Below are 26,069 nucleotides of genomic sequence, written 5' to 3'. Positions count from 1 at the left end.
GCTACTCCACCACGACCGCGGCTTCGCGCCACCGTTCCAGCACCACCAGCGCCGGCTCGGGGTGGCTGTACATGTAACCCTGCGCCAGGTTGCAGCCGTGGCGCAGCAGGAAGGCCGCCTGGGCTGCGGTCTCCACCCCTTCGGCGATCACCGACAGATGCAGGCTCTTGCCAAGCTGGATGATGGCGATCGCGATCGCCTCGTCGTTGGCGTCGGTCGAGATGTCCTTGATGAAGCTGCGGTCGATCTTCAGCGTCTGCACCGGCATCTGCTTCAGGTAGGCCAGCGACGAGTAGCCAGTGCCGAAATCGTCGATCGCCAGCCCCACTCCGATCGCGTGCAGGTCGTTGATGAACACCAGCGCGTCGCCCGTGTTCATGATGACCGACTCCGTCACTTCCAGCTGCAGGCGATGCGGCGCCAGGCCGGTCTCCTTCAGGATGTCGGCCACCATGCCGACGATGCTGCCGCGCTCGAACTGCTTGACCGACAGGTTGACCGCGATCTTCGGCACGTAAAGGCCAGCCTCCTGCCAGCGGATCATCTGGCGGCACGCCTCGTACAGCACCCACTTGCCAAGCTGGTTGATGAATCCCGTGTCCTCGGCCAGCGGGATGAAGCGCGCCGGCGCCACCAGCCCCAGCTCCGGATTATCCCAGCGCACCAGCGCCTCGACCCCGATCAGGCGGCCGCTGTCGATTTCCACCTGCGGCTGGTAGTTCAGGAAGATCTCGTTCTTCTCGATCGAACGGCGCAGCATGGTCTCCAGGCGCAGGCGCTCGACGCCCTCGCCCGTCATCGACGGCGCGTAGAACTGATAGCCGTTGCGGCCGCGCGCCTTGGCCTGGTACATCGCCACGTCGGCGTTCCGGATCAGCATGTTCAGGTCGGTGGCGTCGTTCGGATACACGCTGATGCCCACGCTGCCGGTGACGAACAGCTCGTAGTCCGACACCATGAACGGCTGCTCGAACATCGCCACCAGCTTTTCGGCCACGTGGCCGGCGCTGGCCTGGCTTTCGACGTTCTCGAGCAGCACGATGAATTCGTCGCCGCCCAGCCGGGCCAGCGTGTCGCCTTCGCGCAGCTGCTCGGTCAGCGCACGCGCCACCTGCTGCAGAAGTTCGTCGCCGACGTGGTGGCCGAGCGTGTCGTTGACGTTCTTGAAGCGGTCAAGGTCGATGAACAGGATCGCCAGCTGTTCCTCGTCGCGGCCGGCACGCAGCAAGGCGTGCTGCAGGCGGTCGTGGAACAGCAGGCGGTTCGGCAGCGCGGTGAGCGGATCGTGGTGGGCCAGGTGATCGAGCTTGTCCTGCGATTCCTTGACCTTGGTGATGTCGCTGAACACGGCCACGTAATGGGTGGTCACGCCCTGGTTGTCGCGCACCGCGGACACCGTGAGCCACTCGAGGTATTCCTCGCCGTTCTTGCGCATGTTCCAGATCTCGCCGCGCCAGAAGCCGTGTTCGATCAGCTCTTCCCACAAGCGCTTGTAGTACGAGACCTCGTGGCGCCCGGAGCGGGTCAGGCTCGAATCCTGGCCCAGCGCTTCGCTTTCGGTGTAGCCGGTGATCTGGGTGAAGGCCGGGTTGATCGCGACGATGTGGCCGGCGCCGTCGATCACCATCACGCCGTCGGCGATGTGTTCGAGCACGGTGGCCGACAGGCGCAGCTTCTCCTCGGCCAGCTTGCGCTCGGTGACATCGGCGAACACCCAGATGCTGCCCTCGTGGGGACGCAGAGGGTCGAGCGCGTAGCCGCTGACCAGGCACCAGAACATGCTGCCGTCGCGGCGCCGGTACTGGCGCTCCTCGGTGACGTACTTGCCGTCGGCCAGCACCGCGTACTGGGCCTGGCCGGCATCGGCGAACGCTTCGTCCGACGGGAACACCATCGCGGTCGAGCCGCCCGTCAGCTGGCCGTTGGTGTAGCCGAACAGCTCCTCGCAGCGGCGGTTGGCCGACACCACGCGCCGGTGGCGCACGAACATCACGCCGAACATCACGTTGTCGAGGATCGCGCTCTGCTCGGCCAGCAGGCCTTCGATGCGCATCTCGTTGTGCTTGCGTTCGCTGATGTCGGACAGGATGCCGTCCACCCACAGCGCGCCGCCGCCCTCGTCGAGCTGCGGCTGGCCGTTCTCCGAGACCCAGCGCTCGGTGCCGAAGGCGTCGACGATGCGGTATTCGATTTCGTAGGGCCGGCCCGAGGCGATCGCCTCGCTCACCAGGCGCCGATGCATGCGGCGGTCTTCCGGGAAGATCAGGTCGGACCAGGCGTCGGTGGTCGAGCGCATCAGCTGCGCCGCCGAGAAGCCGCAGATGTCCTCGATGGCGTCGCTGACGAATTCGATCGCCCCGCCGGGACGCACGCGGAACACCGCGCCCGGCACCTGCGTCACGATGGTGCGGAAGCGTTCCTCGCGCTGACCAATGTCTTCGAACAGGTGGCGGATCGCGACCCGCATCTGCTCCATCTGGCTCCCAAGGCGCCCCAGCTCGTCGCGCCCGCGCAGGCCGACCGGGGTCTCGAAGTCGCCGTGCGACAGGCGATCGGAGAAATTCATCAGGGTGCGCAGCGGCGAAAGCAGGCGCTTGTTCAGGAACAGCACGATCAGGATCAGCGAAATGGCCAACTGGCTGGCCAGCACGAAGGCGTAGTTCGACTGCTTGCCGCGCAGTTCCTGCTGGCTGCGGGCGTCGTCCATCTCGACTAGCACCCGGCCGATGCGCTCGCCGCGCACCACGATCTCGCGCTCGGCGCGATAGATCTTGCCCGCCTGCGGCTCGGCGGCGCGGATGTTCATGAATTCGGTGTCGGCCTGGCCAGTGACGAGGATGTGCAGCACGGACGGGTCGCGCATGACCGACTGGCCGAGCGAGCGGGCCGATTCGGCGTTCATGTTCCACAGCGACTCCTGCATGCCCAGAGCCAGGATGTCGGCGTTGCGCTGCAGCGCGTCGTTGAGCGCGGTGCGCGCCGACTGTTGCTCCTGCACCCCGATCAGCAGGTAGCTACCGACGGTGGCGGGCAGCACCAGGCCGCCGATGACCACCAGCAGCAATGCGCCGTAGATCGACAGCCCGTACAGATTGCCCAGTTTGGCGCGCACGTCGCGCAAGGCTACCTTACGCATTCAGTTGCAGTTCATACATGTAAACATCGTCCGGGCGCCGGCCCGGGCCTTATCAAGGAAAGAGTGTCGCTAGCAGAAAATTGCCCAGATGTAATTATCAGTCAAAAATTGGCCTACGTCACGAAAATGCGCTTTGGGGTGGTGAACACGCGACAGACTGGCCCGGCGCGGCGGCGAGCAGGAATTGGCCGGGCTTGCTATGATCGCAGCACTTTAATAAAGGGGACCCATCATGACGTTTTCCATGTACTCGGCATCGGCGCCGGTATTCAAGCAAATCCTGACCAGCCTGTCGGCGATCATCGACAAGGCCGAGGCGCACGCGACCGAAAAGAAGATCGAGCCGGCGGCGCTGCTGCAGGCGCGGCTGTTCCCGGACATGTTCCCGTTCATCCGCCAGGTGCAGATCGCGGCCGATTTTGCCAAGGGCGCCGCGGCGCGGCTGGGCGGCGTGGAGGTGCCGAAGTTCGAGGACAACGAGCAGACGTTCGGCGAACTGAAGGCGCGCATCGCGAAGACGCTGGAATTCATCGCCAGCGTGCCGCAGGACGGCATCGAAGCGAGCGCTGGGCGCGACATCACCACCGGTTCGGGCGAGAAGGCCAAGCAGTGGAAGGGGCAGACTTATCTGATTCACTACGCGCTGCCGCATTTCTACTTCCATGCGACCACCGCCTACGACATCCTGCGCCACAACGGCGTCGAGATCGGCAAGAAGGACTTCATCGGCAGCTTTTAAGCCGCGAAAGTGAAAATGGGGACAGGTCCGCAGGACCAGTCCCCAACTTCGGCGCTACGGGGGCTGGTCCTGCGGACCTGTCCCCATTTTGTTTTCAGCCGTTCCGCTTCGGATAACCCTGCGCAAGGATCCGCTGCCACACCAGCTCCTTCTGCAGGTCGCTCATCGACACCCAGTGCGCGACCTCGGCCACCGTGCGCCCGCAGCCACGGCACACGTCGTCGAACGTGGTCGAGCAGACGGCCACGCAGGGCGTGTCCGGCCGCTCCTGCACTTCCTCGCCCGCCGGCGCGTTATTTGGCAGGACCGACATCGAGCGCATCCCATCCGTCGTAACCCAGCTTTTCCATCGTTTCGATATTCTTTTCGAAGATTTCCTCCGCCTCCGGGAAGGCCTCGACCGCGCGGTCGATGCTTTCCTCGCGCAGCAGCTGGAGGATCGGGTACGGCGCCCGGTTGGTGTAATTGGTGATGTCGTTGACGTCCGTGTCGGCAAACTGGTACTGCGGATGGAAGCTGGCGATCTGCAGCTCGCCGTCCAGCTGCATGTCCTCCACCGCCGCGTCGGCCACATCGAGGAACTCGTTGAAGTCGAGGAAGTCTTCCAGCACGAACGGGTGGATCAGCAAGGTGGTGTCGACCTTTTCCGCATCGGTGTCCGACAGCAGCTGCAGCTCGTTCATCAGCTGTTCGAGCAGCGCTTCCGGCGTGGTGGCGCTGGAGACGACGTAACGCACCTGCTTCTTGACGTGCACGGCTTTGGCGAACGGGCACAAATTCAGCCCGATGACGGCCTTCTCCAGCCAGTTTTCGGTGGCGGCGATGATCTGGTCGTCGTCGGCGTTCAGGTTGGCGGTACTCATGGCGATGCTTTCACTAATTAGTAAGGCGCGGCGCGCGCCATCCAAATTGTACGGCACCGGCGCCCCGGCGGCCTAATTCACCTTGCAAAAATGAACTATTGGCAATGTTTTGGGTCAAGGGAATTGCCTAACCGAAAATGCAACTGTGTGGACAATCTGGTATTAGCCTCTTTTCCACCCTGCAAGTCTTGTCGAAAGGCATACTCGCCCGAAACGCCGACAGGGGCTATTGCTGAGATCGCTTACATACTCCCACCAGTATGCTAAAACAATGACAGTCGTGCATGGCGGAAAATCGTTAGATATACCGCATACCCCGCTCAAATTCCGTATTCAAAATTGAACTTTTTGGCCCAAAATGTTGTCAATAAATTTGGTAACTGAACGGTTTTAACGCTTGACTCAGCAGATAAGTGGTCCGTACACTCCCTTCTCATTCATCGTCAGTCCAGTTCACCGGACGCCACAATGGAAGCCCATGCAAAAAATGACCCGCAACACCGCATCGCTGGCAGCACTGGTATTCATGCTCGCACCCGCCATCAGCCACGCGAACGATGTCGCCGCGACTGTCCAGTCGCAGGCATTTAGCACCGCGGCGCCGCGCACCGCGCCGCTGGCCCAGCCCGCCCCTGCCATCAAGGCCGATGACTACAAGGAAGCCGACCTGTGGGCCCGCATCCGCGCCGGCTACGCCATTCCCGACGTCGACAACGCGCTGGTGGCCAAGCACGTCACCTGGTACAGCACCCGCCCCGACTACATCGCGCGCACCTCGGCGCGCGCGTCGCGCTACCTGTTCCACGTCGTCACCGAGCTGGAAAAGCGCGGCATGCCGACCGAGCTGGCGCTGCTGCCGATCATCGAGTCGGCTTTCAACCCGCAAGCGAACTCGAGCGCCAACGCCGCCGGCATGTGGCAGTTCGTGCCGGGCACCGGCAAAGATTTTAACCTGAAGCAGAACCTGTTCAAAGACGAGCGCCGCGGCGTGTTGGCCTCGACCGATGCCGCCCTCTCCTACCTGCAAAAGCTGTACGGTATGTTCGGCGACTGGCAACTGGCGCTGGCGGCCTACAACTGGGGTGAAGGCAACGTCCAGAAAGCGATCAAGAAGAACCAGTCGCTGGGCAAGCCGACCGATTTCGAAAGCCTGGCCGAGCTGATGCCGGCCGAGACGCGCAACTACGTGCCGAAGCTGCAGGCGGTGAAGAACATCATCGCCAATCCGGCCCAGTACGCCGTCAGCCTGCCGCCGATCAGCAACGAGGCCTATTTCACCGCCGTCGACAAGACCAGCGACATCGACCTGACCGTCGCGGCCCAGCTGGCCGAGATGTCGATCGACGAGTTCAAGGCGCTCAACCCGCAGTTCAACCGCCCGGTCATCACCGGCGACGAGCAGACCAAGATCCTGCTGCCGAAGGAGAATGCGGCCAAGTTCACCGCCAACCTGGCGAACTGGAGCCACGCGCTGTCGTCCTGGACCACGCACAAGATTTCCAGTGCCAAGGAAAGCATCGCCAGCCTGGCTTCGCGTTTCCGCACCACGCCAGAAGTTATCCGCCAGGCCAACAACATCCCTGCGCAGACCCACCTGAAGGCCGGCTCCACGATCCTGGTGCCGCGCATTTCAACGTCCACCAACAACGACATCGCCGAGCAGATCGTCGACAACGCCGTGGTCGCGTTCGAAGCCGACGGCAGCGGCAAGCGCGGCCGCAACGGCCGCCAGATGAGCGGCGCCCAGAAGCTGAAAGTGCGCGCCGCCGAAGCGGTCGCCGCGATCAAGAGCAAGGTCGGCGGCAAGAGCGGCAAGACGATGGTGGCCGACAAGCAGAACCGCCGCAAGCACAACGGCTAACAATGCACGCCGGGGTCTGGTCCTGCGGACCGGATCCCATTTTGCGCGTCGCCGCATTTAAAATCCCAGATATCCTTACGCGCACAGTGAAACTACTGTATAGTGTGGTTTGTGCGCTGCAATACGATTCGCAACCAAGCTGTTGCGTTGGCAGTTAAAGCAGTTACAGAAGAAGTAAAACTAGCAGCTTCGCAAGCCAGGGTATATCTTTCAGATAGCCCTTAAAGCCCTCCCGCCTTGTGTGTCGCACCTGACACCGTCCCGGCGCAAAGCTTTTGTGCCGAAATTTCTTTCATTTCTGAGTCATTTCGTTTGTTGGTTGGCGTTGCTATTTTGCGTCCGGCGCATTTGCTCGGGTGCTGAACTATACCGAAAGAAAAGAAAACAATGAGTTTTGAAGCCTTAGGCCTCCACGCGTCCATCGTCAAAGCAGTTACCGAAGCCGGCTACACCGTGCCAACGCCAGTCCAGGCGCAAGCCGTGCCAGCCGCCATCGAAGGCCGCGACCTGCTGGTCTCGTCGCAGACCGGTTCCGGCAAGACCGCGGCATTCATGCTGCCGGCCCTGCACAAATTCGCCGTCGCCGAGCAATCGCCGGCCGGCAAGACCGCAGCCCAGGAAGCGCAATCGGCGCGCGCCCGCGGCGAGCGTCCACGTTTTAAAGCCGCACAGCCAAAAATGCTGGTGCTGACCCCGACCCGCGAACTGGCCCTGCAAGTGACCGCCGCGACCGAAAAATACGGCACCGGCATCCGCCGCATCAAGGCCGTCTCGATCCTGGGCGGCATGCCTTACCCGAAGCAGATGCAACTGCTGTCGCGCAATCCGGAAATCCTGGTCGCGACCCCGGGCCGCCTGATCGACCACATGGAATCGGGCAAGATCGATTTCTCGGAACTGGAAGTGCTGGTGCTCGACGAAGCGGACCGCATGCTCGACATGGGCTTCATCGACGACATCGAGAAGATCATTGCAGCGACGCCGGCCCACCGCCAGACGATGCTGTTCTCGGCCACGCTCGACGGCATGGTCGGCAACATGGCGCGCCGCATCACCACCGACCCGATGATCATCCAGATCACCAGCTCGCAGTCGCGTCACGACAACATCACCCAGCGCGTGCACTTCGTCGACGACCTGTCGCACAAGAACCGCCTGCTCGATCACCTGCTGCGCGACGAGTCGCTCGACCAGGCCGTGGTGTTTACCGCCACCAAGCGTGACGCCGACACCATCGCCGACCGCCTGAACATCGCCGGTTTCTCGGCTGCCGCGCTGCATGGCGACATGCACCAGGGCGCCCGCAACCGTACCCTCGACAGCCTGCGCCGCGGCCAGGTCAAGGTGCTCGTTGCCACCGACGTTGCCGCGCGCGGTATCGACGTGCCGAACATCACCCACGTGTTCAACTACGACCTGCCGAAGTTCCCTGAGGACTACGTGCACCGCATTGGCCGCACCGGCCGCGCCGGCCGCAATGGCCAGGCAGTGTCGCTGGTCAATCACGCCGAAAGCATGAACGTCAAGCGCATCGAGCGCTTCACCAAGCAGCTGATCCCGGTGTCGGCGATCGAAGGTTTCGAGCCTAAGCGCAGCGCCTCGGCGCCGCGTTCGGCATCGCGTCCAGGCAGCTGGAAGCCGGGCGACAACCGTTCGGCAGCCAAGCCGGGCCAGCGCACCTTCAGCAAGCCGAACGCACCGCGCAGCGGCGAAGGCGGCGGCTACAAGGGTTCGAACCCGCGTTCGGCCGACGGCGCCCGCCGCTCGTACGGCGATCGTTAATCGGTCCACGCGTTAATGAGAAACGGCTGCTTCGGCAGCCGTTTTTTTTCGCGCTGCGCAGTACGATGGGGGTCTGGTCCTGCGGACCTGACCCCGTTTTTGTCAGCGCCGTGAGCATGTTACAAAGCGCGTCTTTTTGGCGTCCGCTCTGCGATAACATGGGAACCGCCACCACTTTTCGCACGCACATGCCCGCATCGAGCCCTCAAGACCTGATCGACCGGTACTTAACTGCCTACAACGCCTTCGACATCGACGGCATGCTGACGCTGTTGTCTCCGGAAGTACGGTTCGAGAATTATTCGGACGGCAAGCTGACCGCTACGGCCGATGGAATCGACGAATTCCGGAAACTCGCGGAACACGCCAGGAATCTTTTCTCCGAGCGCGAGCAACGCATCACCGCCCTGGAGCCCAATGACGGCGCCGTGATAGCGCAGATTGCTTATCGCGGCCGGCTTGCGGCCGACATCCCCGGCGGTCCCAAGGCCGGCACGGTGATGGACCTGCAAGGGCAATCGGAATTTTCGTTCGATGGCGGGAAAATCTCGCGCATCATCGATCGCAGCTGACTGGGCAGGAGCGAACCCATGATCAGGAAAGTGGGACCGACAGAAATCCTGGCCAGGCACAAGGCAAGCTGTCATTGCGGCGCTGTGGAGCTTGAGTTGACGCTGCCGGACGGAATCGTCAATCCGCGCCGCTGCGACTGTTCGATTTGCCGCCGGAAAGGCGCGATCGTCGCCTCCGTTCCCCTGGCGGGCCTGCGCATCATCCGCGGAGAGGAGCAACTGAAGTTATATCAGTTCAATACAGGCGCCGCGAAGCACTATTTCTGCCAGGTATGCGGCATCTACACGCACCACCAGCGGCGCTCCCATCCGGACCAGTTTGGCTATAACGTGGGCTGCCTGGAAGGCGTGAATCCGTTCGATTTGGGCGACATCCCGACGGAGGACGGCGTCAATCACCCAGCCGACCGCGCCCGAACACCGTTGTCCTGAAGCCGATCTTCGTGGATAATTCTGCCATGACCGATACCACCACCCTCCCCCCATTGCCTGACCGGCTGTCCATCGACCCGAGCAGCCCTTTCCACGACCGCGACGTGTTCCAGCACGACATTGGCATCAAGTTCAACGACAAGGAGCGCTTCGACGTCGACGAATATTGCCTCAGCGAAGGCTGGATCAAGGTCAGCGCCGGCAAGACGCTCGACCGCAAGGGCAAGCCCATGCTGATCAAACTGAAAGGCAAAGTCGAAGCGTTTTACAAGTAATCCGCCCGACCATCAAAAACGGCTACCTCGGTAGCCGTTTTTTATTTTCAGCGCCGCACCTTCGACGAGTAGGTCGTCTCGCGCGCATCCTTGTGGCGCTCGTCCTCCTCCAGGTGCGCCTTGGCGTCCTGGTTCATCATGTGTTCCTGACGTTCGCGTTCGACTTCGCGCTCGATGCGGGAATCGCGGACGTTAGAGGTTGCAGATTCGTTACGTGGCATGGCGACTCTCAAATAGTTCGTTGCTGGTGAATAGTAGCGCGATTTTCCCGCGAAAGGTGGCGCGCTACCAAGTGCAAACAGGATGCCTGATCTGCTCGCTTCGGTAAGTGGGATGGCGCACACAAAGCGTTAAATTTCACCGCGGTGGTGCATACTCTAATTCATTGAACCTCACGGCATCTTCAAGGCATTAACGGCTGACGAGGGAGGAATCGGCAATGCACGGCAGCGTGGATGCGAGCGACGCCCGGCTGGTCGGCCAGGTGGCCGCCGGCGACCGGCAGGCATTCGAGCGCCTGTACCGCGGCTATTTTCCGCGCCTGACCCGCTTCCTGAACGGCATGACGCGCAGCGTGCCGCTGATCGAGGAAATCGTCAACGACACGATGCTGGTGGTCTGGCAAAAGGCGCACAGCTACGATGGCAGCTGCAAGGTCTCGACCTGGATTTTCGCGATCGCCTACCGCAAGGCGTGCAAGGCGATCAAGGGACTCGACGATCCGGTCGACACCGATCCCGACCAGTTCGAGGGCGACATCTGCTTCGACCCGGTGCACGAACTGGACCAGCACCGCCTGCAGCGCGCAATCGGCGCCGCGCTGGAGGATTTGCCGCCGGCCCAGCGCGCCGTGGTGCAGCTGACCTATCACCACGACATGGGCTACGCCGACATCGCCGCCGTGATGGATTGCCCTGTCAATACGGTAAAGACGCGGATGTTCCACGCGCGCCGCCGACTCAGGAAGCTGCTGGCGGACCAACTGGAGGAAGGATCATGACGACGCACCAATACGCCCAGCCCATGCTGCCCTGGCTGCTGGCCGGCACCCTGGACGACGCCGACCTGGCCGCCGTCGAACAGCACGTCGCCGGCTGCGCGCAATGCCAGGCCGACCTGGCGTGGCAGCGCCAGTTGCGCGCCGCGTCGGCGCCGCCGGCCAGCGGCTGCGACGCCGACCGCGCACTGGCCGCGCTGCTGCCACGCCTCGGTGCACAGGCGCCGCGGGTCGGCATGCTGGCGCGCTGGCGCAATGCCGTCGCGGCCAACGATGCCTGGCTGCGCTGGGCCGCCGGCGCACAGCTGGCCGTGATCGCGGCATTGTCGCTGCTGCTGTTGCGGCCTGCGGCCGACACGGACTACCGCGCGCTCGGCGCCGCGCCGCCGTCGGGCAGCGTCGTCGTCACCTTCCGGCCCGACACGCCGGAACGCGAAATCCGCCGCATCCTGCAGGCGAACAATGCGCGCGTGGTGGACGGGCCCACCGTGACCGACGCGTATGTCCTCGCGCTGCCCGCAACGAAAACGGCGGCTGCCATCAAGCGCCTGCGCGCGGAGCCGGCCGTGACGCTGGCGCAGCCGCTGACCGCCGGAGATCACCCGTGAAATCGCGATTGACTGACAAGATTGTCGTACCTGCGAAGGCAGGTACCCATGCTGATGATGCTCCCACCTTGCTGCCCGCTCAGCACGGGTACCTGCCTTCGCAGGTACGACGGCTTGTGGCCATTTGCCGGCGCCTCTTGTCGTTCGGGTCTGACCCGCGGGGTCAGACCCTGGTGTGGCGGCTGATGCTGGCCGTGCTGTTAGCCAGCCCGCTCCCCGCCCCCGCGGATTCTCAGCCCGAAGCCGCGGCCTCGCGCCAGGTGCTGGTGATGCTGCGCCTGCCGCCCCAGCACTACCATCCCGACGCCGCCTACGCCGGCCGCTACCCCAACGACAGCGGCCGTGCCGCGCGCCGCCGCAGCGCCCAGGAACTGGCGCAAAGCCACGGCCTGAGGCTGGTCGACGACTGGCCGATGCCGGTGATCGGCGTCGACTGCTTCGTCATGGAGCAAACCGGCGACGCCCCGCTCGAGCCCACCGTGCAGGCGCTCGCGCGCGACCCGCGCGTGATGTGGGCGCAGACGATGCAAACCTTCCGCGGCCTGGACGGGGGCGATCCCCTGTACCCGGTGCAGCCGGCCGCCAAATACTGGCACCTGAACGAACTGCACAAGGCCAGCACCGGCCGCAACGTGCGCGTCGCGGTGATCGACAGCGGCATCGACGGCGCCCACCCCGACCTGGCCGGACAGTTCCAGCTGCGCGAGAATTTTGTCGATGGCTCGCCCGATGGCGCCGAGGCCCACGGCACCGCCGTCGCCGGCATCATCGCGGCGCGCGCCGGCAACGGCGTCGGCATCGCCGGGGTGGCGCCGGATGCGCGCGTGCTCGCCCTGCGCGCCTGCTGGCCCGACGGCGCAGGCGCCACGCGCTGCAACAGCTTCACGCTGGCCAAGGCGATCAATTTCGCGATCATGAATGGCGCCCACATCGTCAACCTGAGCCTGACCGGCCCGCCCGACCAGTTGCTGGGCGCCCTGCTCGACGCCGCCGCGGCGCGCGGCATGGCGGTGGTCGGCGCCGTCGATCCGGGACGTCCGGACGGCGGCTTTCCCGCGTCATGGCCCGGCGTGATCGCCGTGTCCGCAACGGCCGGGCCGCTGCGCGCGCCGGGCGCCGACATCCCGACGACCGCGCCGGGTGCGCGCTGGAGTTTCGTCAGCGGGCCGTCGTACGCCGCGGCGCACGTCAGCGGCCTGGCGGCGTTGCTGACGCAGCTGCAGCCCGGCGCTTCGCCGGCGCAACTGCGGCGCGACATCCTCACCGCACACACCGCAGCCATATCGACCGGCGCGTCGGCGCAAGCTGGTAACATCGACGCATGCGCGAGCATCGCGCGCATTACCGGAGCATGCGTTTGTTCATGTACCTCAATCGCCGCGATGAAAGTCAGTACACCCTAGCCGCCATCCTTTGCTGCATGGCGCCGGCGGCGCACGCGCAAACCAGCGCCACCGTGGCGCTGACATCGGAATACAGCGTACGCGGCGTGTCCTTAAGCGACGGCCGGCCCGCGCCGCAAGTCGGGCTGGCGTGGGATGGCGCAGAGGGCTGGTACGCCGGCGCCTATGCCGCGCCGCGGCTGGTGCTGGGCGAGCGTTCGGGCGTGACCTCGCTGGCCGCTTACGGCGGCTACGCGTGGCGCGTGCGCTCGGGCCTGGCCTGGGAGGCAGGCGCCAGCAGCACCGCTTTCCTGAACGCGGCGGAATACAACTATCGCGAAGTATATGCGGGCGTGATGACCGACCACCTGGCGGCGCGCGTCTATTTTTCGCCGGCCTACTACGGCTATGGCGGGCGCAGCGCCTACGCGGAGCTGAACGGGTTTTATCCCTTGCGCGAACGGTTCAAGCTGATCGGCCACGCGGGGGTGCTGCGCGGCCGCGGAAGCCCCGACCGCTACGACCTTCGGCTGGCAATCGGCGCCGACATCGGCGACATCAATGTGCAGCTGGCGTGGCTGCACCGCACCAGTATCGGCGCGCTGCGTTCGCCGCGCTCGATTGCGCTCAGCGCCTCCTATTCGTTCTGAGCAGGAGGGGGTCTGGTCCCGCGGACCTGACCCCATCTTCGATATAGCCGCAAGTTCAAAATGGGGTCAGGTCCGCAGGACCAGACCCCCTGCCCGATTGAACCTCCAGCCGCAAACCGGGAATGAACAGACACTCACCGTTTGCAAAGGAGCTCGGAAATGGATACCCAACGCAAGGTAGTAGCATTGTTCAAAGCGGGCCTGGTAGGCGCCGCAATCTCCGCGGGCGTGGTTTCCTGCGGCGGCGGCAGCCATCACGACAATATGCCGCCGCCCATCGTCTCGACCAAATTCGCCACCACCAACCTCGTCTCGGACGGCACGCCGGCCGCGCCGCACACCGACGCCAACCTGGTCAACGCCTGGGGCATCGCCTTCAACCCGACCGGCTTCGTCTGGGTTGCCGACAACGGCACCAACAAATCGACGCTGTACGACGGCAACGGCGTGCCGCAGACGCTGGTGGTGGCGATTCCGCCGGGGGCCGCAGGCGACGCCTCCCCGACCGGCATCGTGTTCAACGGCAGCCAGGACTTCAAGGTCACCCAAAACGGCGTGACTGGCGCCAGCGCCTTCATCTTCGCCGGCGAAGGCGGCACCATCGCTGGCTGGTCGCCGGCGGTCAACCGCACCAACGCAGTCACCGCGGTGGACACGGGCGCCAACGGCGCGCTGTACAAGGGCCTGGCGATCGCCAGCTACGCCGGCGCAAACTACATCTACGCCGCCGACTTCCGCAACAACGCCGTCGACGTCTACAACGCCAGCTATACCAAGGTGACGCTGCCGGGCAGCTTCCGCGACCCGTCGCTGCCGACTGGCTATGCCCCGTTCGGCATCCAGGCCATCGGCGACCGCATCTACGTCGCGTTTGCGAAGCAGACGGCCGGCAGCAATGATGAAACCAAGGGCGCGGGACTGGGCGCGATCGACGTGTTCGATACATCCGGCGTTTTGATTAAGCGGCTGGTATCGGACGGCGCCCTGAATGCGCCGTGGGGCATGGCGATGGCGCCGTCCAATTTCGGCACCTTCAGCGGCAAGCTGCTGGTGGCGAACTTCGGCGACGGCAAAATCAACGCCTACGATCCGGCGAGCGGCAAGTTCGAGGGCGCGCTAAGCAAGATGGACGGCACGCCGATCGTGATCGACGGCCTGTGGGGGATCACATTCGGCAACGGCGTCAATTCCCAGCCAACGAACACGCTGTTCTTCACGGCCGGTCCGTCGGACGAGGAGCACGGCCTGTACGGCCGGATCGACATGCAGTGATCCGGCGCGCGGCTCAGGTGATGCGCTTGAGCCGCTGGCCGTGGATGCCCCAGGTGCAGTCCACGCCATCGACCTGGCCGCGCAGGGCCCACCCGGTGCCGATCTTCACTGGCGTCACCGGGCTTTCGATTTCCCTGGCCAGCTTCTCGGCCCAGACGCTGGCCGCGCCCTGGCCCTTGAACAATTCCTTGTCCTCGAAAATGACGGTGGCGTCGAATACGGATGCTGCGAATATGGTCATGGCTGTGCAATGAGGAAGGTGGAATGCGCCATGTTAGCCCTAACGGTGCAAGTAGCCAAGTTCGCCCATGCAGGCGTACGCGGTGTCGACCACCATTTGCGAGCCGAGCAGGTAGTTCGACGCCACCTTGTTGATGCAGGCCTGGATATTGCGCGCCTTGGGAGCCGCCGCGATCGGGTCGTTGACGTTGAGGATACGCTCGACCAGGTCCGAAATCGTTGCAAACTGGTTGGCGGGCGAAGCCTGGTGCCACTCGCGCAATGTGGCGTTGTGCAAGGTGCCCACGTTGTCCTGGGCGACGGCGGCGGAGCACAGTAGCGCCAGCGCCAGCAAGATACGGTGTTTCATGTTGCGCCTCCTGAACGGCGGGGTCTGGTCCTGCGAAGCGACGGGGACGCCGAGTCCCGCTTTTTTTCGCGCCAACTTCCAACATGGGGTCAGGTCCGCAGGACCAGACCCCAACCCTCGCACGATAGCGTTACACGATGCGCAAGCCTTGGCCTGGATCAAAGTAACCTATACTCGCGGGCATCATGCCCATTCACACCCATCCATTGCGCACCCTCATCGATTCGCTGCGCCGCGACACCTTCTTCCTGATCCTGCTTGCCGGACTGGCCGTGCTGGCGATCGCCACGCGCCGGCCACTTGGCGATTACCCGGCGCTGGTGGACTGGCCCACCATCGGCGCCCTGGCCGGCCTGCTGGCGCTGACCAAGGGGCTGGAAATGAGCGGCGCGATCGGCTGGCTCGGACACCGGCTGGTCGGCGCGATGGCCAGCGAGCGCAAGGCCGCACTGTCCCTGGTCGCCGCGTCGGCGCTGTTGTCGACCGTGCTCACCAACGATGTCGCCCTGTTCGTGGTCGTCCCGCTGACGCTGGGCGTGTGCCGCATCGCCGCGCTGCCGGCGACGCGGCTGATCGTGTTCGAAGCGCTGGCCGTGAACGCCGGCTCCGCGCTGACGCCGATCGGCAATCCGCAGAACCTCTTCATCTGGCAGCAATCGCAGGTACCGTTCGCGCAGTTCGTGCTGCACATGCTGCCGCTGGTGCTGCCAATGATGGCCGCCCTGCTCGCGCTCACCGCGCTGGCGTTCCGCAGCCGCCCCATTGCGGCAAGCGCAGAACACCGGCGCCGTCAGATCGACCGGCGCCTGCTCGGGGTTTCGCTGGCGCTCTACATCCCCTTCCTGGCCGCGGCCGACATGCACCACGCCGGCTGGGCCGTGCTGGCGGTGCTGGCGACCTTCCTCGTGCTGCGCGCGCGCGTGCTGGCCCAGCTCGACTGGGGACTGCTGCTGGTATTCGTATTGATGTTCATCGACCTGCGCCTGCTGGCCGGCCTGGAACCGGTGCGCGATGCGATGCACGGCTTCGGGCTGGATCAGCCGAAGCACCTCTACCTGGCTGGCATCGCGGCCTCGCAGCTGGTCTCCAATGTACCGGCGGCGATCGCGCTGGCGGAATATTCACGCGACTGGCGCGTGATCGCCTACGCCGTCAGTGTCGGCGGCTTCGGCTTCATGGCGGGATCGCTGGCGAACCTGATTGCGCTGCGCATGAGCGGCGACCGCAAGGCGTGGATTGGCTTCCACGCCTGGTCGGTTCCGTTCCTGGGCTTCGCGGCAGCGCTGGGATATGCGCTGCTGTTCTGGCTGGACTAGTGCTGGCCTGCCTGGTCCGCGGCCACGTGCTGCGGCTGCTGCACCTTGGGCGCATTGAGCATCTTGACTACTCTCCAGCCGACGTACAGCACGGCCGGTCCCCACAAAATCAACAACATCAACGCAATCAAACCAGTTTCCATTTATAGTCCCCGTGAATTACCGTTATTTGTTTTAGTGATGACACGAGGGCATTGTATCGAGCAATTTGGACAACGTCTACATTAATAAGCACAGGTTCTGAGGCCGGCAAACATGTCGTCGCGATCGGGCAGGTAGAAGTTGCGGAAACGCGCCGATCCGAAGCGCGACGGGGTGGCGAACGAGGCGCCGCGCAGCACCTGGTGGGTCATGAACCACGGCTCGGAATATTCGCCGTAGCGGTCGGGAGTGAAGCCCGGGTGCGGCTCGAACGGCGACGCCGTCCACTCCCACAGCTGGCCCCAGCGGAATCCGGGCTGCCCGGAGATGGCCGCGAACTCCCATTCCGCTTCGGTCGGCAGGCGCCGGCCGGCCCACATGCAGTACGCCTGCGCCTCGAACAGCGACACGTGCCGCACCGGTTCGGACGGCGCCAGCGTCGACAGCCGCCCGAAGCGCATCGTGCGCCACTGGTCGCCGTCGCGCTGCCAGTAGCGCGGCGACGAGCGCTCCTGCTGCATCAGCCACGCGCTGCCCGCCTTGCTCCAGAAGCGGCCGTCCTGGTAGCCGCCGTCGGCGATGAACTCCGCGTACTGGGCGTTGGTCACCAGCCCCGCATCGATCTCGAACGGCGCCACGTAGATCTGCATTGGCGGCTTTTCGTTGTCGAACACGAAGCCGCCCTCCTGCGCGCCGCCCAGCACGATGGTCCCGCCCGGGTAGCGGATGCTGGACGACGGCGAGCTGGCCGCCTCGTCATGCGTCAGATGCGCCGGCGCCGGGATGCCCAGCGTCTGCATCGTGTACAGCAAGGCCTCGCCGTGCATGTCCTCGTGCGCCAGCGCCAGCCGGTACGGATACAGCGCGGCGTCGGTAGCCGCTTCGCGCGTGAGCTTGTCGAGCACGCGGTCGAGCACCTCGTGGCAGTAGGTCTTCACCCCGCCCGGCGACGGCAGGTCCAGCGTCCAGCGCGTGCGGTGCGGCACAGTCTTCGAATCGAACCAGTCGTCGCCGCGCATCAGCAGCGAATGGCGCTCCGCCGCCGCGGGATGGGTGGACATCGCCTCGCGCAGGATGAACCACTCGGCGAACCAGGCGATGTGGCCAAGCTCCCACAGCGGCGGATTGATGGTGGCGATGTGCGGCACGCGCGACAGCGTGTCCATGCCGGCGGCGGCCAGGCAGTCGAACAGGCTCAGCGTATAATTTCGCGCAGCCTGGAGCGCTTCGGCCAGTTGCTGCGGCCTGGCGTGCCGGAATGACGCATTGATTGAACTCATGACCAGATTGTAGCGATTTTTCCCGCGGGGGCGCCGAAAGGCCGGGGTCTGGTCCCGCGGACCTGACCCCATCTTCTTTAAGGAACCCGGTGGCATCGAAACGCGTGACGATCGTGAGCCCTGCCCGGGCGCAGCAAAACAACGGCAACTGGCAGACCGCGCGCCGCTGGGCCCTGTTCCTGCGCGAGCGCTACGATGTCGACATCGTGCTCGAATGGAGCGCCGCCCTGCCCGCGCCCGACCTCCTGATCGCGCTGCATGCGCGCCGCTCGGCCTCCTCACTGGCCGCGTTCGCGCAAGCGCATCCGGACCGGCCCACCGCGCTGGTGCTGACCGGCACCGACCTGTATCGCGACATCGCCACCGACCGCTCCGCGCAGCAATCACTCAAGAGCGCGACTGCGCTGGTGCTGCTGCAGGACGCCGGACTGGCGCTGCTGCCGCCGGCCATGCGCGGCAAGGCGCGCGTCATCTACCAGTCCGCGCCGGCCCTTGCGCCCTACCCGCATCCCTCATCGCGCCGCGCCTATTCGATTTCGATGATCGGCCACCTGCGCGAGGAAAAGGATCCACGCACCTTCATCGCAGCGGCCGCGCTGGTGCGCAATCCGAAGGCGCGCATGATCCACATCGGCGGCGCGCTCGATCCCGCATTGGGCGCGGCGGCCGAAGCGGCGCAGGCGTCCAATCCGCGCTACCGCTGGCTCGGCAACCTGGCGCACGCCGCCACGCGCCAGCGCCTCAAGCGCAGCCACGCGATGGTGATCGCCTCGCGCATGGAAGGCGGCGCCAACGTCATCATCGAAGCGGTGACGTCGGGCGTGCCGGTGCTGGCCTCCGACATCAGCGGCAACCGCGGCATGCTGGGCGACGATTACGAAGGCTATTTCGCGCCTGGCGACGCCGCCGCGCTGGCCGCGCTGATCGACCGCAGCATCGACGATCCGGCCTTTTACCGGCGCCTGCGCGACCAATGCGACGCGCGCGCCGCCTTGTTTGCGCCGGCCGCGGAGCAAGCGGCGGTGCTCGGTTTAGTGGATAATCTGCTCGATACGCACCAATAACAGGAATGGAACACTCATGAGCACTAGCGACCAGCCAATCAAACTCACCTCCTTCTCGCACGGCGGCGGCTGCGGCTGCAAGATTGCGCCCGGCGTGCTGTCCGAGATCCTCAAGAATTCGACCGGCTTCCCGGTGCCGAAGGAACTGATGGTCGGCATCGAGACGGCCGACGACGCCGCGGTCTATAAACTCAACGACGAGCAGGCGCTGATCGCCACCACCGACTTCTTCATGCCGATCGTCGACGACCCGTTCGATTTCGGCCGCATCGCCGCCACCAACGCCATCTCCGACGTGTACGCAATGGGCGGCACGCCGATCATGGCGCTCGCACTGGTCGGCATGCCGGTCAACAAACTGCCGCTCGAGACCATCGGCCAGGTGATCCGCGGCGGCGAATCGATTTGCGCCGAAGCCGGCATCCCGATCGCCGGCGGCCACACCATCGACTCGGTCGAGCCGATCTACGGCCTGGTCGTGCTCGGCCTCGTGCACCCGTCGAAGGTCAAGCGCAATGCCGACTCGAAGGACGGCGATGTCCTCATCCTGGGCAAGCCGCTCGGCGTGGGCGTGCTGTCGGCGGCGCTGAAAAAAGACGTGCTGGGCGCAGAAGGCTACGCGGCCATGATCGAGAACACCACCAAGTTGAACAAGCCGGGCAAGGCGCTGGCCGAGATGGAAGGCGTGCACGCGCTGACCGACGTCACCGGCTTTGGCCTGCTGGGCCACCTGCTGGAACTGGCGCGCGGCGCCAAGCTGACGGCGCACCTGGACATGGCGAACATTCCGCTTCTGCCGGGTGTCGAGCAGCTGGCGCACGACGGCTTCTTCACCGGCGCATCGGGCCGCAACTGGGATGCGTACGGCAAGGAAGTCGAGCTGGCAGCGGGCATCACGCCGGCGCAGCAGGCCTTGCTGACCGATCCGCAGACCTCGGGCGGCTTGCTGGTGGCGTGCGATGCGGGCAGCGTGGACGAAGTGCTGGCGCTGTTCGCGAAAGATGGATTTGCTCACGCCGCGGTGATCGGCAAGATGCACGCGGGCGCGCCGAAAGTCACCGTTTCCTGAACGTCGTTCCTGCGCAGGAACGACACCCGTTTTTAGCATGCTATACTCGCATCCATGAAAACCCCACGCACAAACACGTATTGGTGGCGCGCCTGACCTTGGCGGCCCGTTTTCACACGCACGATTAATCACGTGATGCCGCCGGACCAGGCGGCATTGTTGTTTCTGCAGCCCTCCGGCGACATCGCAACCACAGGAGTTTCGATGTCCACGCAACCGATCATCCTTACCGGCGACCGCACCACCGGCCCGCTGCACCTCGGCCACTACCTCGGCTCGCTGCGCGCGCGCGTCCAGCTGCAGCACGAAGCGAAGCAGTTCCTGCTGCTGGCCGACGCCCAGGCCATGACCGACAACGTCGGCAAGCACCAGAAGGTCACCGACAACGTGATCGAAGTCGCGCTCGACTACCTCGCGGCCGGCATCGATCCGGAAAAATCGACGATCTTCATCCAGTCGCAGGTGATCGAGCTGGCCGAGCTGACCCAGTACCTGATGAACCTCGTGACCGTCGCGCGCCTGGAGCGCAACCCGACCATCAAGCAGGAGATCGTCCACCGCGGCTTCGAGCGCGACATCCCGGCCGGCTTCCTGGTCTACCCGGTCAGCCAGGCGGCCGACATCACCGCGTTCAAGGCGACCATGGTGCCGGTCGGCGACGACCAGCTGCCGATGATCGAGCAAACCAATGAACTGGTCCGCAAATTCAACAGCACGGTGGATCGCCAGGTGCTGGTCGAGTGCAAGGCCGTGCTGTCGGCCGTGACTCGCCTGCCCGGCATCGACGGCAAGGCCAAGATGAGCAAGTCGCTGGGGAACTCGATCGCGCTGGGTGCCACGCCGGATGAAATCAGCAAGGCGGTCAAGATGATGTACACCGACCCGAACCACCTGCGCGTGGACGATCCGGGCCAGGTCGAAGGCAACGTGGTGTTCTCCTTCCTCGACGCGTTCGAGCCGGATACGGCGAAGGTGGACGAGCTGAAGGCGCACTACCGCCGCGGCGGGCTGGGCGACGGCGTGCTGAAGAAGATGCTCAACGAGCGCCTGCAGGAAGCAATCGCGCCGATCCGCGCCGAACGCGAGCGGCTGGCCAGGGACCGCGGCGAGATGCTCAACGTGCTGCGCCGCGGCACCGAGAAAGCGCGCGAAGCGGCGGCGCAGACGCTGTCCGAAGTCAAGGGCGCGCTGGGCCTGAACTACTTCGGCTGACCCGAAGCCGTCGTACCTGCGAAGGCAGGTACCCATGCTGAGCCTGCCGTTTAGGTAAAGCCAAGTCAGCATGGGTACCAGCCTTCGCTGGTACGACAAGCTAATGAGGCGCTTCCGCCTTCAGGTGCGACAGCACATACTGGGTCATGCTGTCGGCCAGTTCGTGCTCGCCCAGGAACACCTTCCCTGCGTGTTCGCTGCGCAGCAAATCGGCTTCTCCCTCGCTGTGCGTGCGCACCACGATCCCGACCGACGGATTGAGCGCGCGCGCCGTTTCGATCATGGCCCGCACACGGAACGTGTCGGGCGTGGCCACCACCAGCATCGCCGCGCGCGCGATGTGCGCCTGGATGAGCACCGCCGGCTCGCCCGCATCGCCCGCCACAGCCGGCACGCCCCGCTTGCGCAACTCCTCGACCAGCTCGCGGTTCTGCTCCGCGACGACGTAGTGCACGCCGCGCGCGGCCAAGTCGCGCGCGATGCGCCTGCCCACCCGGCCGTACCCAACCAGCACCACCTGCCCGCTCAGCTTCGCGTGGTCGGTGGACATCGGCAGCAGCGCCAGCGGATCTTCGCTGCGCTCCATGCGGCGCGCCAGTTCCGACTTCGAGCGGATCCATTTCTGCAGCGGCTCGACCGCCTTGAACAGCAGCGGATTGACCGCGATCGAGATGATGGCGCCGGCCAGGATCAGGCTCTGGCCCTCGGCCGGCATCAGCTTCAATTGCATGCCCATGCCGGCCAGGATGAACGAGAACTCGCCGATCTGCGCCAGGCTGGCCGACACCGTCAGCGCGGTGTTGAGCGGGTAGCGCAGCAGCAGCACCAGCACGAACGCGGCCAGCGACTTGCCGAAGATGATCACGCCCACCACGGCGAGCACCTTCAGCGGGCTTTGCACGATCACCATCGGATCGAACAGCATGCCGACCGAGACGAAGAACAGCACCGAGAACGCGTCGCGCAGCGGCAGCGATTCTTCCGCGGCGCGGTGGCTCAGTTCCGATTCGCGCAGCACCATGCCGGCGAAGAAGGCGCCCAGCGCGAACGACACGCCGAAGATCTCGGACGAGCCGTAGGCGATGCCGACGGCGGCGGCGATCACGCACAGCGTGAACATCTCGCGCGAGCCGGTCTTGGCGACGCGCCACAGCAGCCACGGGAACAGCTTGCGCCCGACGATCAGCATGAAAGCGACGAAAGCGGCGACCTGGCCGAAAGTGATGGCGAGGGTCTGCCACAGCGGACGGGTGCTGTCGGCGCCGACGCCGCCCAGCGGGCCCGCGATCGCCGGCAGCAGCACCAGCACCAGCACCGTGACCAGGTCTTCGACCACCAGCCAGCCGACGGCGATGCGGCCGTTGAGCGAATCGAGGATGCCGCGGTCTTCCAGCGCGCGCAGCAGCACCACGGTGCTGGCGACCGACAGCGCGATGCCGAACACCAGTCCCCCGCCCAGGCTCCAGCCCCACCCGAGCGCCAGCCCGATGCCCATCAGCGTGGCCACGACGATTTGCAGGATTGCGCCGGGCAGCGCGATCTTGCGCACATCCATCAGGTCCTTGATCGAAAAATGCAGGCCGACGCCGAACATCAGCAGCATCACGCCGATTTCGGCCAGCTGGCCCGACAGCGCGACATCGGCGACGAAGCCCGGCGTGGCCGGACCGATCAGGATGCCGGCGGCGAGATAGCCGACCAGCGCCGGAAGCCGCAGGCGCAAGGCCAGCATGCCGAACAAGAGTCCGAATCCGAGGGCGGCGGCAAAAGTGGTGATGAGGCTGAGGTTGTGGTGCATCGGCGCGGTGTTCCTCCAGAGAAAGATTGTTGACTGCTCAAGTAATTTTACAGGCGAATGGCCGACGGCGTGCAGACCGGGGGCCGAGTGCCCCTGTCCGGAGATTCCTTGGCTATAATTCAATATTCCTAAAATTCAACAAACGCCATGGCAGACCAGGAAATCGCGAAGCACACCAAGCAGATGTGGGGCATCTTGAAGGGGGCCGAGCACGGCATCTGGCACAAGGCCCGCGAAATGCTGCTGGAAATCTTCATCATCGTGTTCGCGGTCAGCGTCAGCATCTGGTTTCATTCCATGGCCGAGCACCGCCACGAGCAGGACAAGGTGAGAAGCTTCCTGCTCGGCCTGAAACACGACATCGAGAGCGACAACGACCAGATCGAAGGGATTCTCGCCTTTCACCATGCCTCCGACGAACGCTACGCCTACCTGGCCTCGCGCGATCCCGGGGAGGCGCCGGACCGCGACAAATTCAACGCCGCGTACGGCCTCCTGAACGCGAACAACTTCCTCGTGCCGCGGCTAGCGCGCTACGAAGGCTTCAAGTCCAGCGGCAAGTTGATCAACGTGGAGGACGACGCGCTGCTCGAAAAAATCGTCAGCCATTACGAATATTCGATTCCCAGGGCACATTTCTCGTGGAATGGCTGGAACAGCGCCCACCGTGCGCTGCAGGCGTTCACCGAAGAGAAACTGGGCGAAGACGACAGCCTGACGGCACGCTACAAGGCAATCACGTCGCCCAAGGGCAAGCGCCTGGCCGAGAGGATGGTCACTTTCCCCCAACTGTACGAGCGCCACGAGGGCCTGCAAAAAGAAGGCAAGGAAATCATCGCCGACATCGACCGGATGTATCCCGACCAGGCGCGTTGACGGGGACTGGCCCTGCGAGCTTGTCCCCATTTTTCAACACAACGCTTGACAATGCTGCGTCGCGTCACGTACATTGAATCCATGCCTTCCACTTTGCACCTGCTACTTTCCCTACCGCTAGCGACCCTGTCGCTACCAGCTGCACGCGCCTAATCCTCGCAGTGCGCCGCCCGGCTCCCCGCCGGCGATGTTGTAAAACCCCAGGAAAGTTTCAGATGTGCCCTAGCCTTCACTCCGCAACGTTCGCAGTCCGTACCCAGCCAGCCCTGGCTTGCGGTTCGCGCGCGCTCGCCCGCCTGCTGCTACTGCTACCGACCGGTTGCCTGGCCTAGCGTAACGTGGCCGCCCGGCAGCCTCTCCGCCACAGCGACCATTCCCTTACGTTTTCAGGAGCAGCACCATGATGATGCAGAACCCGGCAGCCAAATACCGTCCCTTCCCCGCAGTGAACCTGGCCGACCGCACCTGGCCCAACAAGACCATCACGAAGCCGCCGATCTGGATGAGCACCGATCTGCGCGACGGCAACCAGGCGCTGATCGAGCCGATGAGCCCCGAGAAAAAACTGCGCTTCTTCGAGATGCTGGTGAAGATCGGCCTGAAGGAAATCGAAGTGGGCTTTCCGTCCGCCTCGCAGACCGACTTCGATTTCGTGCGCAAGCTGATCGACGAAGACCGCATCCCGGACGACGTGACCATCATCGTGCTGACCCAGTCGCGCGACGAGCTGATCCGCCGCACGGTCGAATCGGCGGTTGGCGCCAGGCGCGCCATTGTCCACCTCTACAACTCGGTGGCGCCGGTTTTCCGCAAGGTCGTCTTCAACATGACGCGCGAGGAGATCACCCAGATCGCCGTCACCGGCACGCAGCTGGTAAAGGACCTGGTCGCGCAGCATCCGCATACCGAATGGGGCTTCGAGTATTCGCCGGAGTCGTTCTCCACCACCGAACTCGATTTTTCGCGCGACATTTGTAACGCCGTCAGTGCCGTGTGGCAGCCCACGCCCGAGCGCAAGATGATCTTCAACCTGCCCTCGACGGTCGAATGCAGCACGCCGAACGTGTACGCCGACCAGATCGAATGGATGTCGCGCAACCTCGCGCGGCGCGAATCGATCGTCATCAGCGTCCACCCGCACAACGACCGCGGCACCGCGATCGCCTCGGCCGAACTGGCGGTGATGGCCGGCGCCGACCGCGTCGAGGGCTGCCTGTTCGGCAATGGCGAGCGCACCGGCAACGTGGACCTGGTGACGCTGGCGATGAACCTGTACACGCAGGGCGTGCATCCGGGCCTGGACTTTTCCGACATCGACGCGGTGCGCCAGGTGGTCGAGGAGTGCAACCAGCTGCCGGTTCATCCGCGCCATCCGTACGCGGGCGACCTGGTGTTCACCGCGTTCTCCGGCTCGCACCAGGACGCCATCAAGAAAGGCTTCGCGCAGCAGCGTCCGGACGCGATCTGGGAAGTGCCGTATTTGCCGATCGACCCGGCCGATCTTGGCCGCAGCTACGACGCGATGATCCGCGTGAACAGCCAGTCCGGCAAGGGCGGCATGGCGTATTTGCTCGAGCAGGAGTTCGGCCTGCAACTGCCGCGCCGCTTGCAGATCGAGTTTTCGCGCGCCGTGCAGAAGGTGGCCGACGCCAGCGGCCGCGAGATCGCGGCAAGCGAAATCCACGACATCTTCTGCCGCGAGTATTTCGACCAGGTGACGCCGTATGCGTACGGCGCGCACCGGATGGTGGAGGACAGCAGCAGCGACGAACCGGTGCAGATCGACATCGCGCTCACTCACCGCCAGGCCAGCATGGCGCTGCAGGGCGGCGGGAACGGGCCGATCGACGCGTTCGTCAATGCGCTTGGACTGGATATCAAGCTGATGGATTATCACGAGCACGCGATCGGTTCGGGCGCGAATGCGCGCGCGGCGTGCTACGTCGAACTGCGGCTGGCGAACGGTCCGACCATGTTCGGCGCGGGCATAGACAGCAATATCGTCACGGCCTCGTTCAAGGCGGTGCTGAGCGCGGTGAATCGGCAGCTGGCTGCGGTGCCGGAGGCAGTGGCCGCGTAGCCGACGACAATGGGGTCAGGTCCGCAGGACCAGACCCCGATGCTGCCGACACCGGGGCCTGGTCCCGCGGAGCGA

26 protein-coding genes are annotated in these 26,069 nt (G+C 64.7%); 17 read left to right on the top strand and 9 right to left on the bottom strand.

Going from position 1 to position 26,069, the window contains the following annotated elements; translation table 11 throughout:
* Window position 1 precedes the first annotated feature (1 nt).
* Entirely contained in the window at window positions 2-3,136 is a 3,135-nt protein-coding gene (locus tag Q4S45_RS05680; protein WP_305509955.1) for an EAL domain-containing protein, read from the bottom strand.
* A gap of 232 nt (window positions 3,137-3,368) precedes the next feature.
* Between Q4S45_RS05680 and Q4S45_RS05675 the strand changes: the two genes are divergently transcribed.
* Entirely contained in the window at window positions 3,369-3,875 is a 507-nt protein-coding gene (locus Q4S45_RS05675) for a DUF1993 family protein (protein ID WP_305509953.1), read from the top strand.
* Window positions 3,876-3,969: 94 nt separating this feature from the next.
* Here the strand turns inward: Q4S45_RS05675 and Q4S45_RS05670 are convergent, their stop codons facing one another.
* A complete protein-coding gene (locus tag Q4S45_RS05670; protein WP_305509951.1) occupies window positions 3,970-4,188 on the bottom strand; it encodes a DUF1289 domain-containing protein in 219 nt (72 codons plus the stop codon).
* Entirely contained in the window at window positions 4,169-4,738 is a 570-nt protein-coding gene (locus tag Q4S45_RS05665) for a DUF1415 domain-containing protein (protein ID WP_305509949.1), read from the bottom strand. Before Q4S45_RS05665 ends, Q4S45_RS05670 begins: the two co-directional genes overlap by 20 nt.
* A gap of 478 nt (window positions 4,739-5,216) precedes the next feature.
* On the opposite strand from Q4S45_RS05665, the gene Q4S45_RS05660 reads away from it, so the two are divergent.
* The 5 genes from Q4S45_RS05660 (at window position 5,217) to Q4S45_RS05640 (ending at window position 9,660) form a co-directional block, all read left to right on the top strand.
* On the top strand, window positions 5,217-6,599 hold the full coding sequence (locus Q4S45_RS05660; RefSeq protein ID WP_305509947.1) for a transglycosylase SLT domain-containing protein: 1,383 nt from the start codon (window positions 5,217-5,219) through the stop codon (window positions 6,597-6,599).
* Between the two features lie 387 nt (window positions 6,600-6,986).
* A complete protein-coding gene (locus tag Q4S45_RS05655) occupies window positions 6,987-8,381 on the top strand; it encodes a DEAD/DEAH box helicase (protein WP_305509946.1) in 1,395 nt (464 codons plus the stop codon).
* A 158-nt stretch (window positions 8,382-8,539) separates the two neighbouring features.
* Window positions 8,540-8,953, top strand: a complete 414-nt coding sequence (locus tag Q4S45_RS05650) for a nuclear transport factor 2 family protein (protein WP_305509945.1) — start codon at window positions 8,540-8,542, stop codon at window positions 8,951-8,953.
* An 18-nt stretch (window positions 8,954-8,971) separates the two neighbouring features.
* Window positions 8,972-9,385, top strand: a complete 414-nt coding sequence (locus Q4S45_RS05645; protein WP_305509943.1) for a GFA family protein — start codon at window positions 8,972-8,974, stop codon at window positions 9,383-9,385.
* A 26-nt stretch (window positions 9,386-9,411) separates the two neighbouring features.
* Window positions 9,412-9,660 carry a DUF3297 family protein gene (locus Q4S45_RS05640; protein WP_305509942.1) on the top strand — a complete coding sequence of 83 codons (249 nt, stop codon included), beginning with the start codon at window positions 9,412-9,414 and terminating at the stop codon, window positions 9,658-9,660.
* A gap of 47 nt (window positions 9,661-9,707) precedes the next feature.
* On the opposite strand, the gene Q4S45_RS05635 is transcribed toward Q4S45_RS05640, so the two are convergent.
* Window positions 9,708-9,881: a hypothetical protein gene (locus tag Q4S45_RS05635; protein ID WP_305509941.1), complete on the bottom strand. Its 174-nt coding sequence runs from the start codon at window positions 9,879-9,881 to the stop codon at window positions 9,708-9,710.
* A 218-nt stretch (window positions 9,882-10,099) separates the two neighbouring features.
* On the opposite strand from Q4S45_RS05635, the gene Q4S45_RS05630 reads away from it, so the two are divergent.
* From Q4S45_RS05630 to Q4S45_RS05610, 5 genes are all read left to right on the top strand, one after another.
* Window positions 10,100-10,660, top strand: a complete 561-nt coding sequence (locus Q4S45_RS05630) for an RNA polymerase sigma factor (protein WP_305509939.1) — start codon at window positions 10,100-10,102, stop codon at window positions 10,658-10,660.
* Window positions 10,657-11,265, top strand: a complete 609-nt coding sequence (locus Q4S45_RS05625) for a zf-HC2 domain-containing protein (protein WP_305509937.1) — start codon at window positions 10,657-10,659, stop codon at window positions 11,263-11,265. Before Q4S45_RS05630 ends, Q4S45_RS05625 begins: the two co-directional genes overlap by 4 nt.
* Window positions 11,266-11,450: 185 nt before the next feature.
* The gene (locus Q4S45_RS05620) at window positions 11,451-12,668 is read left to right on the top strand and encodes a S8 family serine peptidase (RefSeq protein WP_305509936.1); all 1,218 of its coding nucleotides are present in this window, start codon (window positions 11,451-11,453) and stop codon (window positions 12,666-12,668) included.
* On the top strand, window positions 12,629-13,297 hold the full coding sequence (locus Q4S45_RS05615) for a TorF family putative porin (RefSeq protein WP_305509934.1): 669 nt from the start codon (window positions 12,629-12,631) through the stop codon (window positions 13,295-13,297). The genes Q4S45_RS05620 and Q4S45_RS05615 overlap by 40 nt, the downstream gene beginning before the upstream one ends.
* Window positions 13,298-13,456: 159 nt before the next feature.
* Window positions 13,457-14,569 (top strand): TIGR03118 family protein, encoded by a 1,113-nt coding sequence (locus Q4S45_RS05610; protein ID WP_305509932.1) that lies wholly within the window; start codon window positions 13,457-13,459, stop codon window positions 14,567-14,569.
* Window positions 14,570-14,582: 13 nt separating this feature from the next.
* On the opposite strand, the gene Q4S45_RS05605 is transcribed toward Q4S45_RS05610, so the two are convergent.
* Both Q4S45_RS05605 and Q4S45_RS05600 read right to left on the bottom strand, forming a co-directional pair.
* On the bottom strand, window positions 14,583-14,810 hold the full coding sequence (locus Q4S45_RS05605) for a hypothetical protein (protein WP_305509930.1): 228 nt from the start codon (window positions 14,808-14,810) through the stop codon (window positions 14,583-14,585).
* Between the two features lie 39 nt (window positions 14,811-14,849).
* Window positions 14,850-15,158 (bottom strand): hypothetical protein, encoded by a 309-nt coding sequence (locus tag Q4S45_RS05600; RefSeq protein ID WP_305509929.1) that lies wholly within the window; start codon window positions 15,156-15,158, stop codon window positions 14,850-14,852.
* A gap of 185 nt (window positions 15,159-15,343) precedes the next feature.
* Here Q4S45_RS05600 and Q4S45_RS05595 point away from each other — a divergent pair, with 185 nt between their 5' ends.
* The gene (locus Q4S45_RS05595; protein ID WP_305509927.1) at window positions 15,344-16,474 is read left to right on the top strand and encodes an SLC13 family permease; all 1,131 of its coding nucleotides are present in this window, start codon (window positions 15,344-15,346) and stop codon (window positions 16,472-16,474) included.
* Here the strand turns inward: Q4S45_RS05595 and Q4S45_RS05590 are convergent.
* Both Q4S45_RS05590 and senA read right to left on the bottom strand, forming a co-directional pair.
* The gene (locus Q4S45_RS05590; protein ID WP_305509925.1) at window positions 16,471-16,617 is read right to left on the bottom strand and encodes a hypothetical protein; all 147 of its coding nucleotides are present in this window, start codon (window positions 16,615-16,617) and stop codon (window positions 16,471-16,473) included. The two genes, Q4S45_RS05595 and Q4S45_RS05590, sit on opposite strands and share 4 nt — an antisense overlap.
* Window positions 16,618-16,698: 81 nt before the next feature.
* Complete coding sequence (gene senA, locus Q4S45_RS05585; protein ID WP_305509923.1) at window positions 16,699-17,895, bottom strand: selenoneine synthase SenA; 1,197 nt, start codon at window positions 17,893-17,895, stop codon at window positions 16,699-16,701.
* Window positions 17,896-17,984: 89 nt separating this feature from the next.
* Here senA and senB point away from each other — a divergent pair, with 89 nt between their 5' ends.
* The 3 genes from senB to trpS all read left to right on the top strand — a co-directional run bounded on the left by senB (window position 17,985) and on the right by trpS (window position 21,240).
* Window positions 17,985-18,959, top strand: coding sequence for a selenoneine biosynthesis selenosugar synthase SenB (senB, locus tag Q4S45_RS05580; RefSeq protein ID WP_305509921.1), 975 nt, complete (start codon window positions 17,985-17,987; stop codon window positions 18,957-18,959).
* 16 nt (window positions 18,960-18,975) lie between these two features.
* Entirely contained in the window at window positions 18,976-20,028 is a 1,053-nt protein-coding gene (gene selD, locus Q4S45_RS05575; RefSeq protein ID WP_305509919.1) for a selenide, water dikinase SelD, read from the top strand.
* A 204-nt stretch (window positions 20,029-20,232) separates the two neighbouring features.
* Entirely contained in the window at window positions 20,233-21,240 is a 1,008-nt protein-coding gene (gene trpS, locus Q4S45_RS05570) for a tryptophan--tRNA ligase (protein WP_305509917.1), read from the top strand.
* 100 nt (window positions 21,241-21,340) lie between these two features.
* On the opposite strand, the gene ybaL is transcribed toward trpS, so the two are convergent.
* Complete coding sequence (gene ybaL, locus Q4S45_RS05565) at window positions 21,341-23,038, bottom strand: YbaL family putative K(+) efflux transporter (RefSeq protein ID WP_305509915.1); 1,698 nt, start codon at window positions 23,036-23,038, stop codon at window positions 21,341-21,343.
* A 147-nt stretch (window positions 23,039-23,185) separates the two neighbouring features.
* Here ybaL and Q4S45_RS05560 point away from each other — a divergent pair, with 147 nt between their 5' ends.
* On the top strand, window positions 23,186-23,914 hold the full coding sequence (locus Q4S45_RS05560; RefSeq protein ID WP_305509913.1) for a hypothetical protein: 729 nt from the start codon (window positions 23,186-23,188) through the stop codon (window positions 23,912-23,914).
* A 400-nt stretch (window positions 23,915-24,314) separates the two neighbouring features.
* Window positions 24,315-25,994, top strand: a complete 1,680-nt coding sequence (leuA, locus tag Q4S45_RS05555; RefSeq protein ID WP_305509911.1) for a 2-isopropylmalate synthase — start codon at window positions 24,315-24,317, stop codon at window positions 25,992-25,994.
* The last annotated feature ends 75 nt before the right edge of the window (window positions 25,995-26,069 follow it).

Source organism: Massilia sp. R2A-15, assembly GCF_030704305.1.
In the GTDB taxonomy this organism is placed as follows: domain Bacteria; phylum Pseudomonadota; class Gammaproteobacteria; order Burkholderiales; family Burkholderiaceae_D; genus JAFCUW01.
The sequence above is the reverse complement of the archived record's forward strand: the minus strand, read 5'-3'. Positions and strand labels throughout refer to the sequence as shown.

Coding starts and splice junctions, on each gene's coding strand:
- Q4S45_RS05680 (WP_305509955.1), bottom strand. CDS start 3,136: ATGCGTAAGGTAGCCTTGCGCGACGTGCGCGCCAAACTGGGCAATCTG.
- Q4S45_RS05675 (WP_305509953.1), top strand. CDS start 3,369: ATGACGTTTTCCATGTACTCGGCATCGGCGCCGGTATTCAAGCAAATC.
- Q4S45_RS05670 (WP_305509951.1), bottom strand. CDS start 4,188: ATGTCGGTCCTGCCAAATAACGCGCCGGCGGGCGAGGAAGTGCAGGAG.
- Q4S45_RS05665 (WP_305509949.1), bottom strand. CDS start 4,738: ATGAGTACCGCCAACCTGAACGCCGACGACGACCAGATCATCGCCGCC.
- Q4S45_RS05660 (WP_305509947.1), top strand. CDS start 5,217: ATGCAAAAAATGACCCGCAACACCGCATCGCTGGCAGCACTGGTATTC.
- Q4S45_RS05655 (WP_305509946.1), top strand. CDS start 6,987: ATGAGTTTTGAAGCCTTAGGCCTCCACGCGTCCATCGTCAAAGCAGTT.
- Q4S45_RS05650 (WP_305509945.1), top strand. CDS start 8,540: ATGGGAACCGCCACCACTTTTCGCACGCACATGCCCGCATCGAGCCCT.
- Q4S45_RS05645 (WP_305509943.1), top strand. CDS start 8,972: ATGATCAGGAAAGTGGGACCGACAGAAATCCTGGCCAGGCACAAGGCA.
- Q4S45_RS05640 (WP_305509942.1), top strand. CDS start 9,412: ATGACCGATACCACCACCCTCCCCCCATTGCCTGACCGGCTGTCCATC.
- Q4S45_RS05635 (WP_305509941.1), bottom strand. CDS start 9,881: ATGCCACGTAACGAATCTGCAACCTCTAACGTCCGCGATTCCCGCATC.
- Q4S45_RS05630 (WP_305509939.1), top strand. CDS start 10,100: ATGCACGGCAGCGTGGATGCGAGCGACGCCCGGCTGGTCGGCCAGGTG.
- Q4S45_RS05625 (WP_305509937.1), top strand. CDS start 10,657: ATGACGACGCACCAATACGCCCAGCCCATGCTGCCCTGGCTGCTGGCC.
- Q4S45_RS05620 (WP_305509936.1), top strand. CDS start 11,451: ATGCTGGCCGTGCTGTTAGCCAGCCCGCTCCCCGCCCCCGCGGATTCT.
- Q4S45_RS05615 (WP_305509934.1), top strand. CDS start 12,629: ATGTACCTCAATCGCCGCGATGAAAGTCAGTACACCCTAGCCGCCATC.
- Q4S45_RS05610 (WP_305509932.1), top strand. CDS start 13,457: ATGGATACCCAACGCAAGGTAGTAGCATTGTTCAAAGCGGGCCTGGTA.
- Q4S45_RS05605 (WP_305509930.1), bottom strand. CDS start 14,810: ATGACCATATTCGCAGCATCCGTATTCGACGCCACCGTCATTTTCGAG.
- Q4S45_RS05600 (WP_305509929.1), bottom strand. CDS start 15,158: ATGAAACACCGTATCTTGCTGGCGCTGGCGCTACTGTGCTCCGCCGCC.
- Q4S45_RS05595 (WP_305509927.1), top strand. CDS start 15,344: ATGCCCATTCACACCCATCCATTGCGCACCCTCATCGATTCGCTGCGC.
- Q4S45_RS05590 (WP_305509925.1), bottom strand. CDS start 16,617: ATGGAAACTGGTTTGATTGCGTTGATGTTGTTGATTTTGTGGGGACCG.
- senA (WP_305509923.1), bottom strand. CDS start 17,895: ATGAGTTCAATCAATGCGTCATTCCGGCACGCCAGGCCGCAGCAACTG.
- selD (WP_305509919.1), top strand. CDS start 18,976: ATGAGCACTAGCGACCAGCCAATCAAACTCACCTCCTTCTCGCACGGC.
- trpS (WP_305509917.1), top strand. CDS start 20,233: ATGTCCACGCAACCGATCATCCTTACCGGCGACCGCACCACCGGCCCG.
- ybaL (WP_305509915.1), bottom strand. CDS start 23,038: ATGCACCACAACCTCAGCCTCATCACCACTTTTGCCGCCGCCCTCGGA.
- Q4S45_RS05560 (WP_305509913.1), top strand. CDS start 23,186: ATGGCAGACCAGGAAATCGCGAAGCACACCAAGCAGATGTGGGGCATC.
- leuA (WP_305509911.1), top strand. CDS start 24,315: ATGATGATGCAGAACCCGGCAGCCAAATACCGTCCCTTCCCCGCAGTG.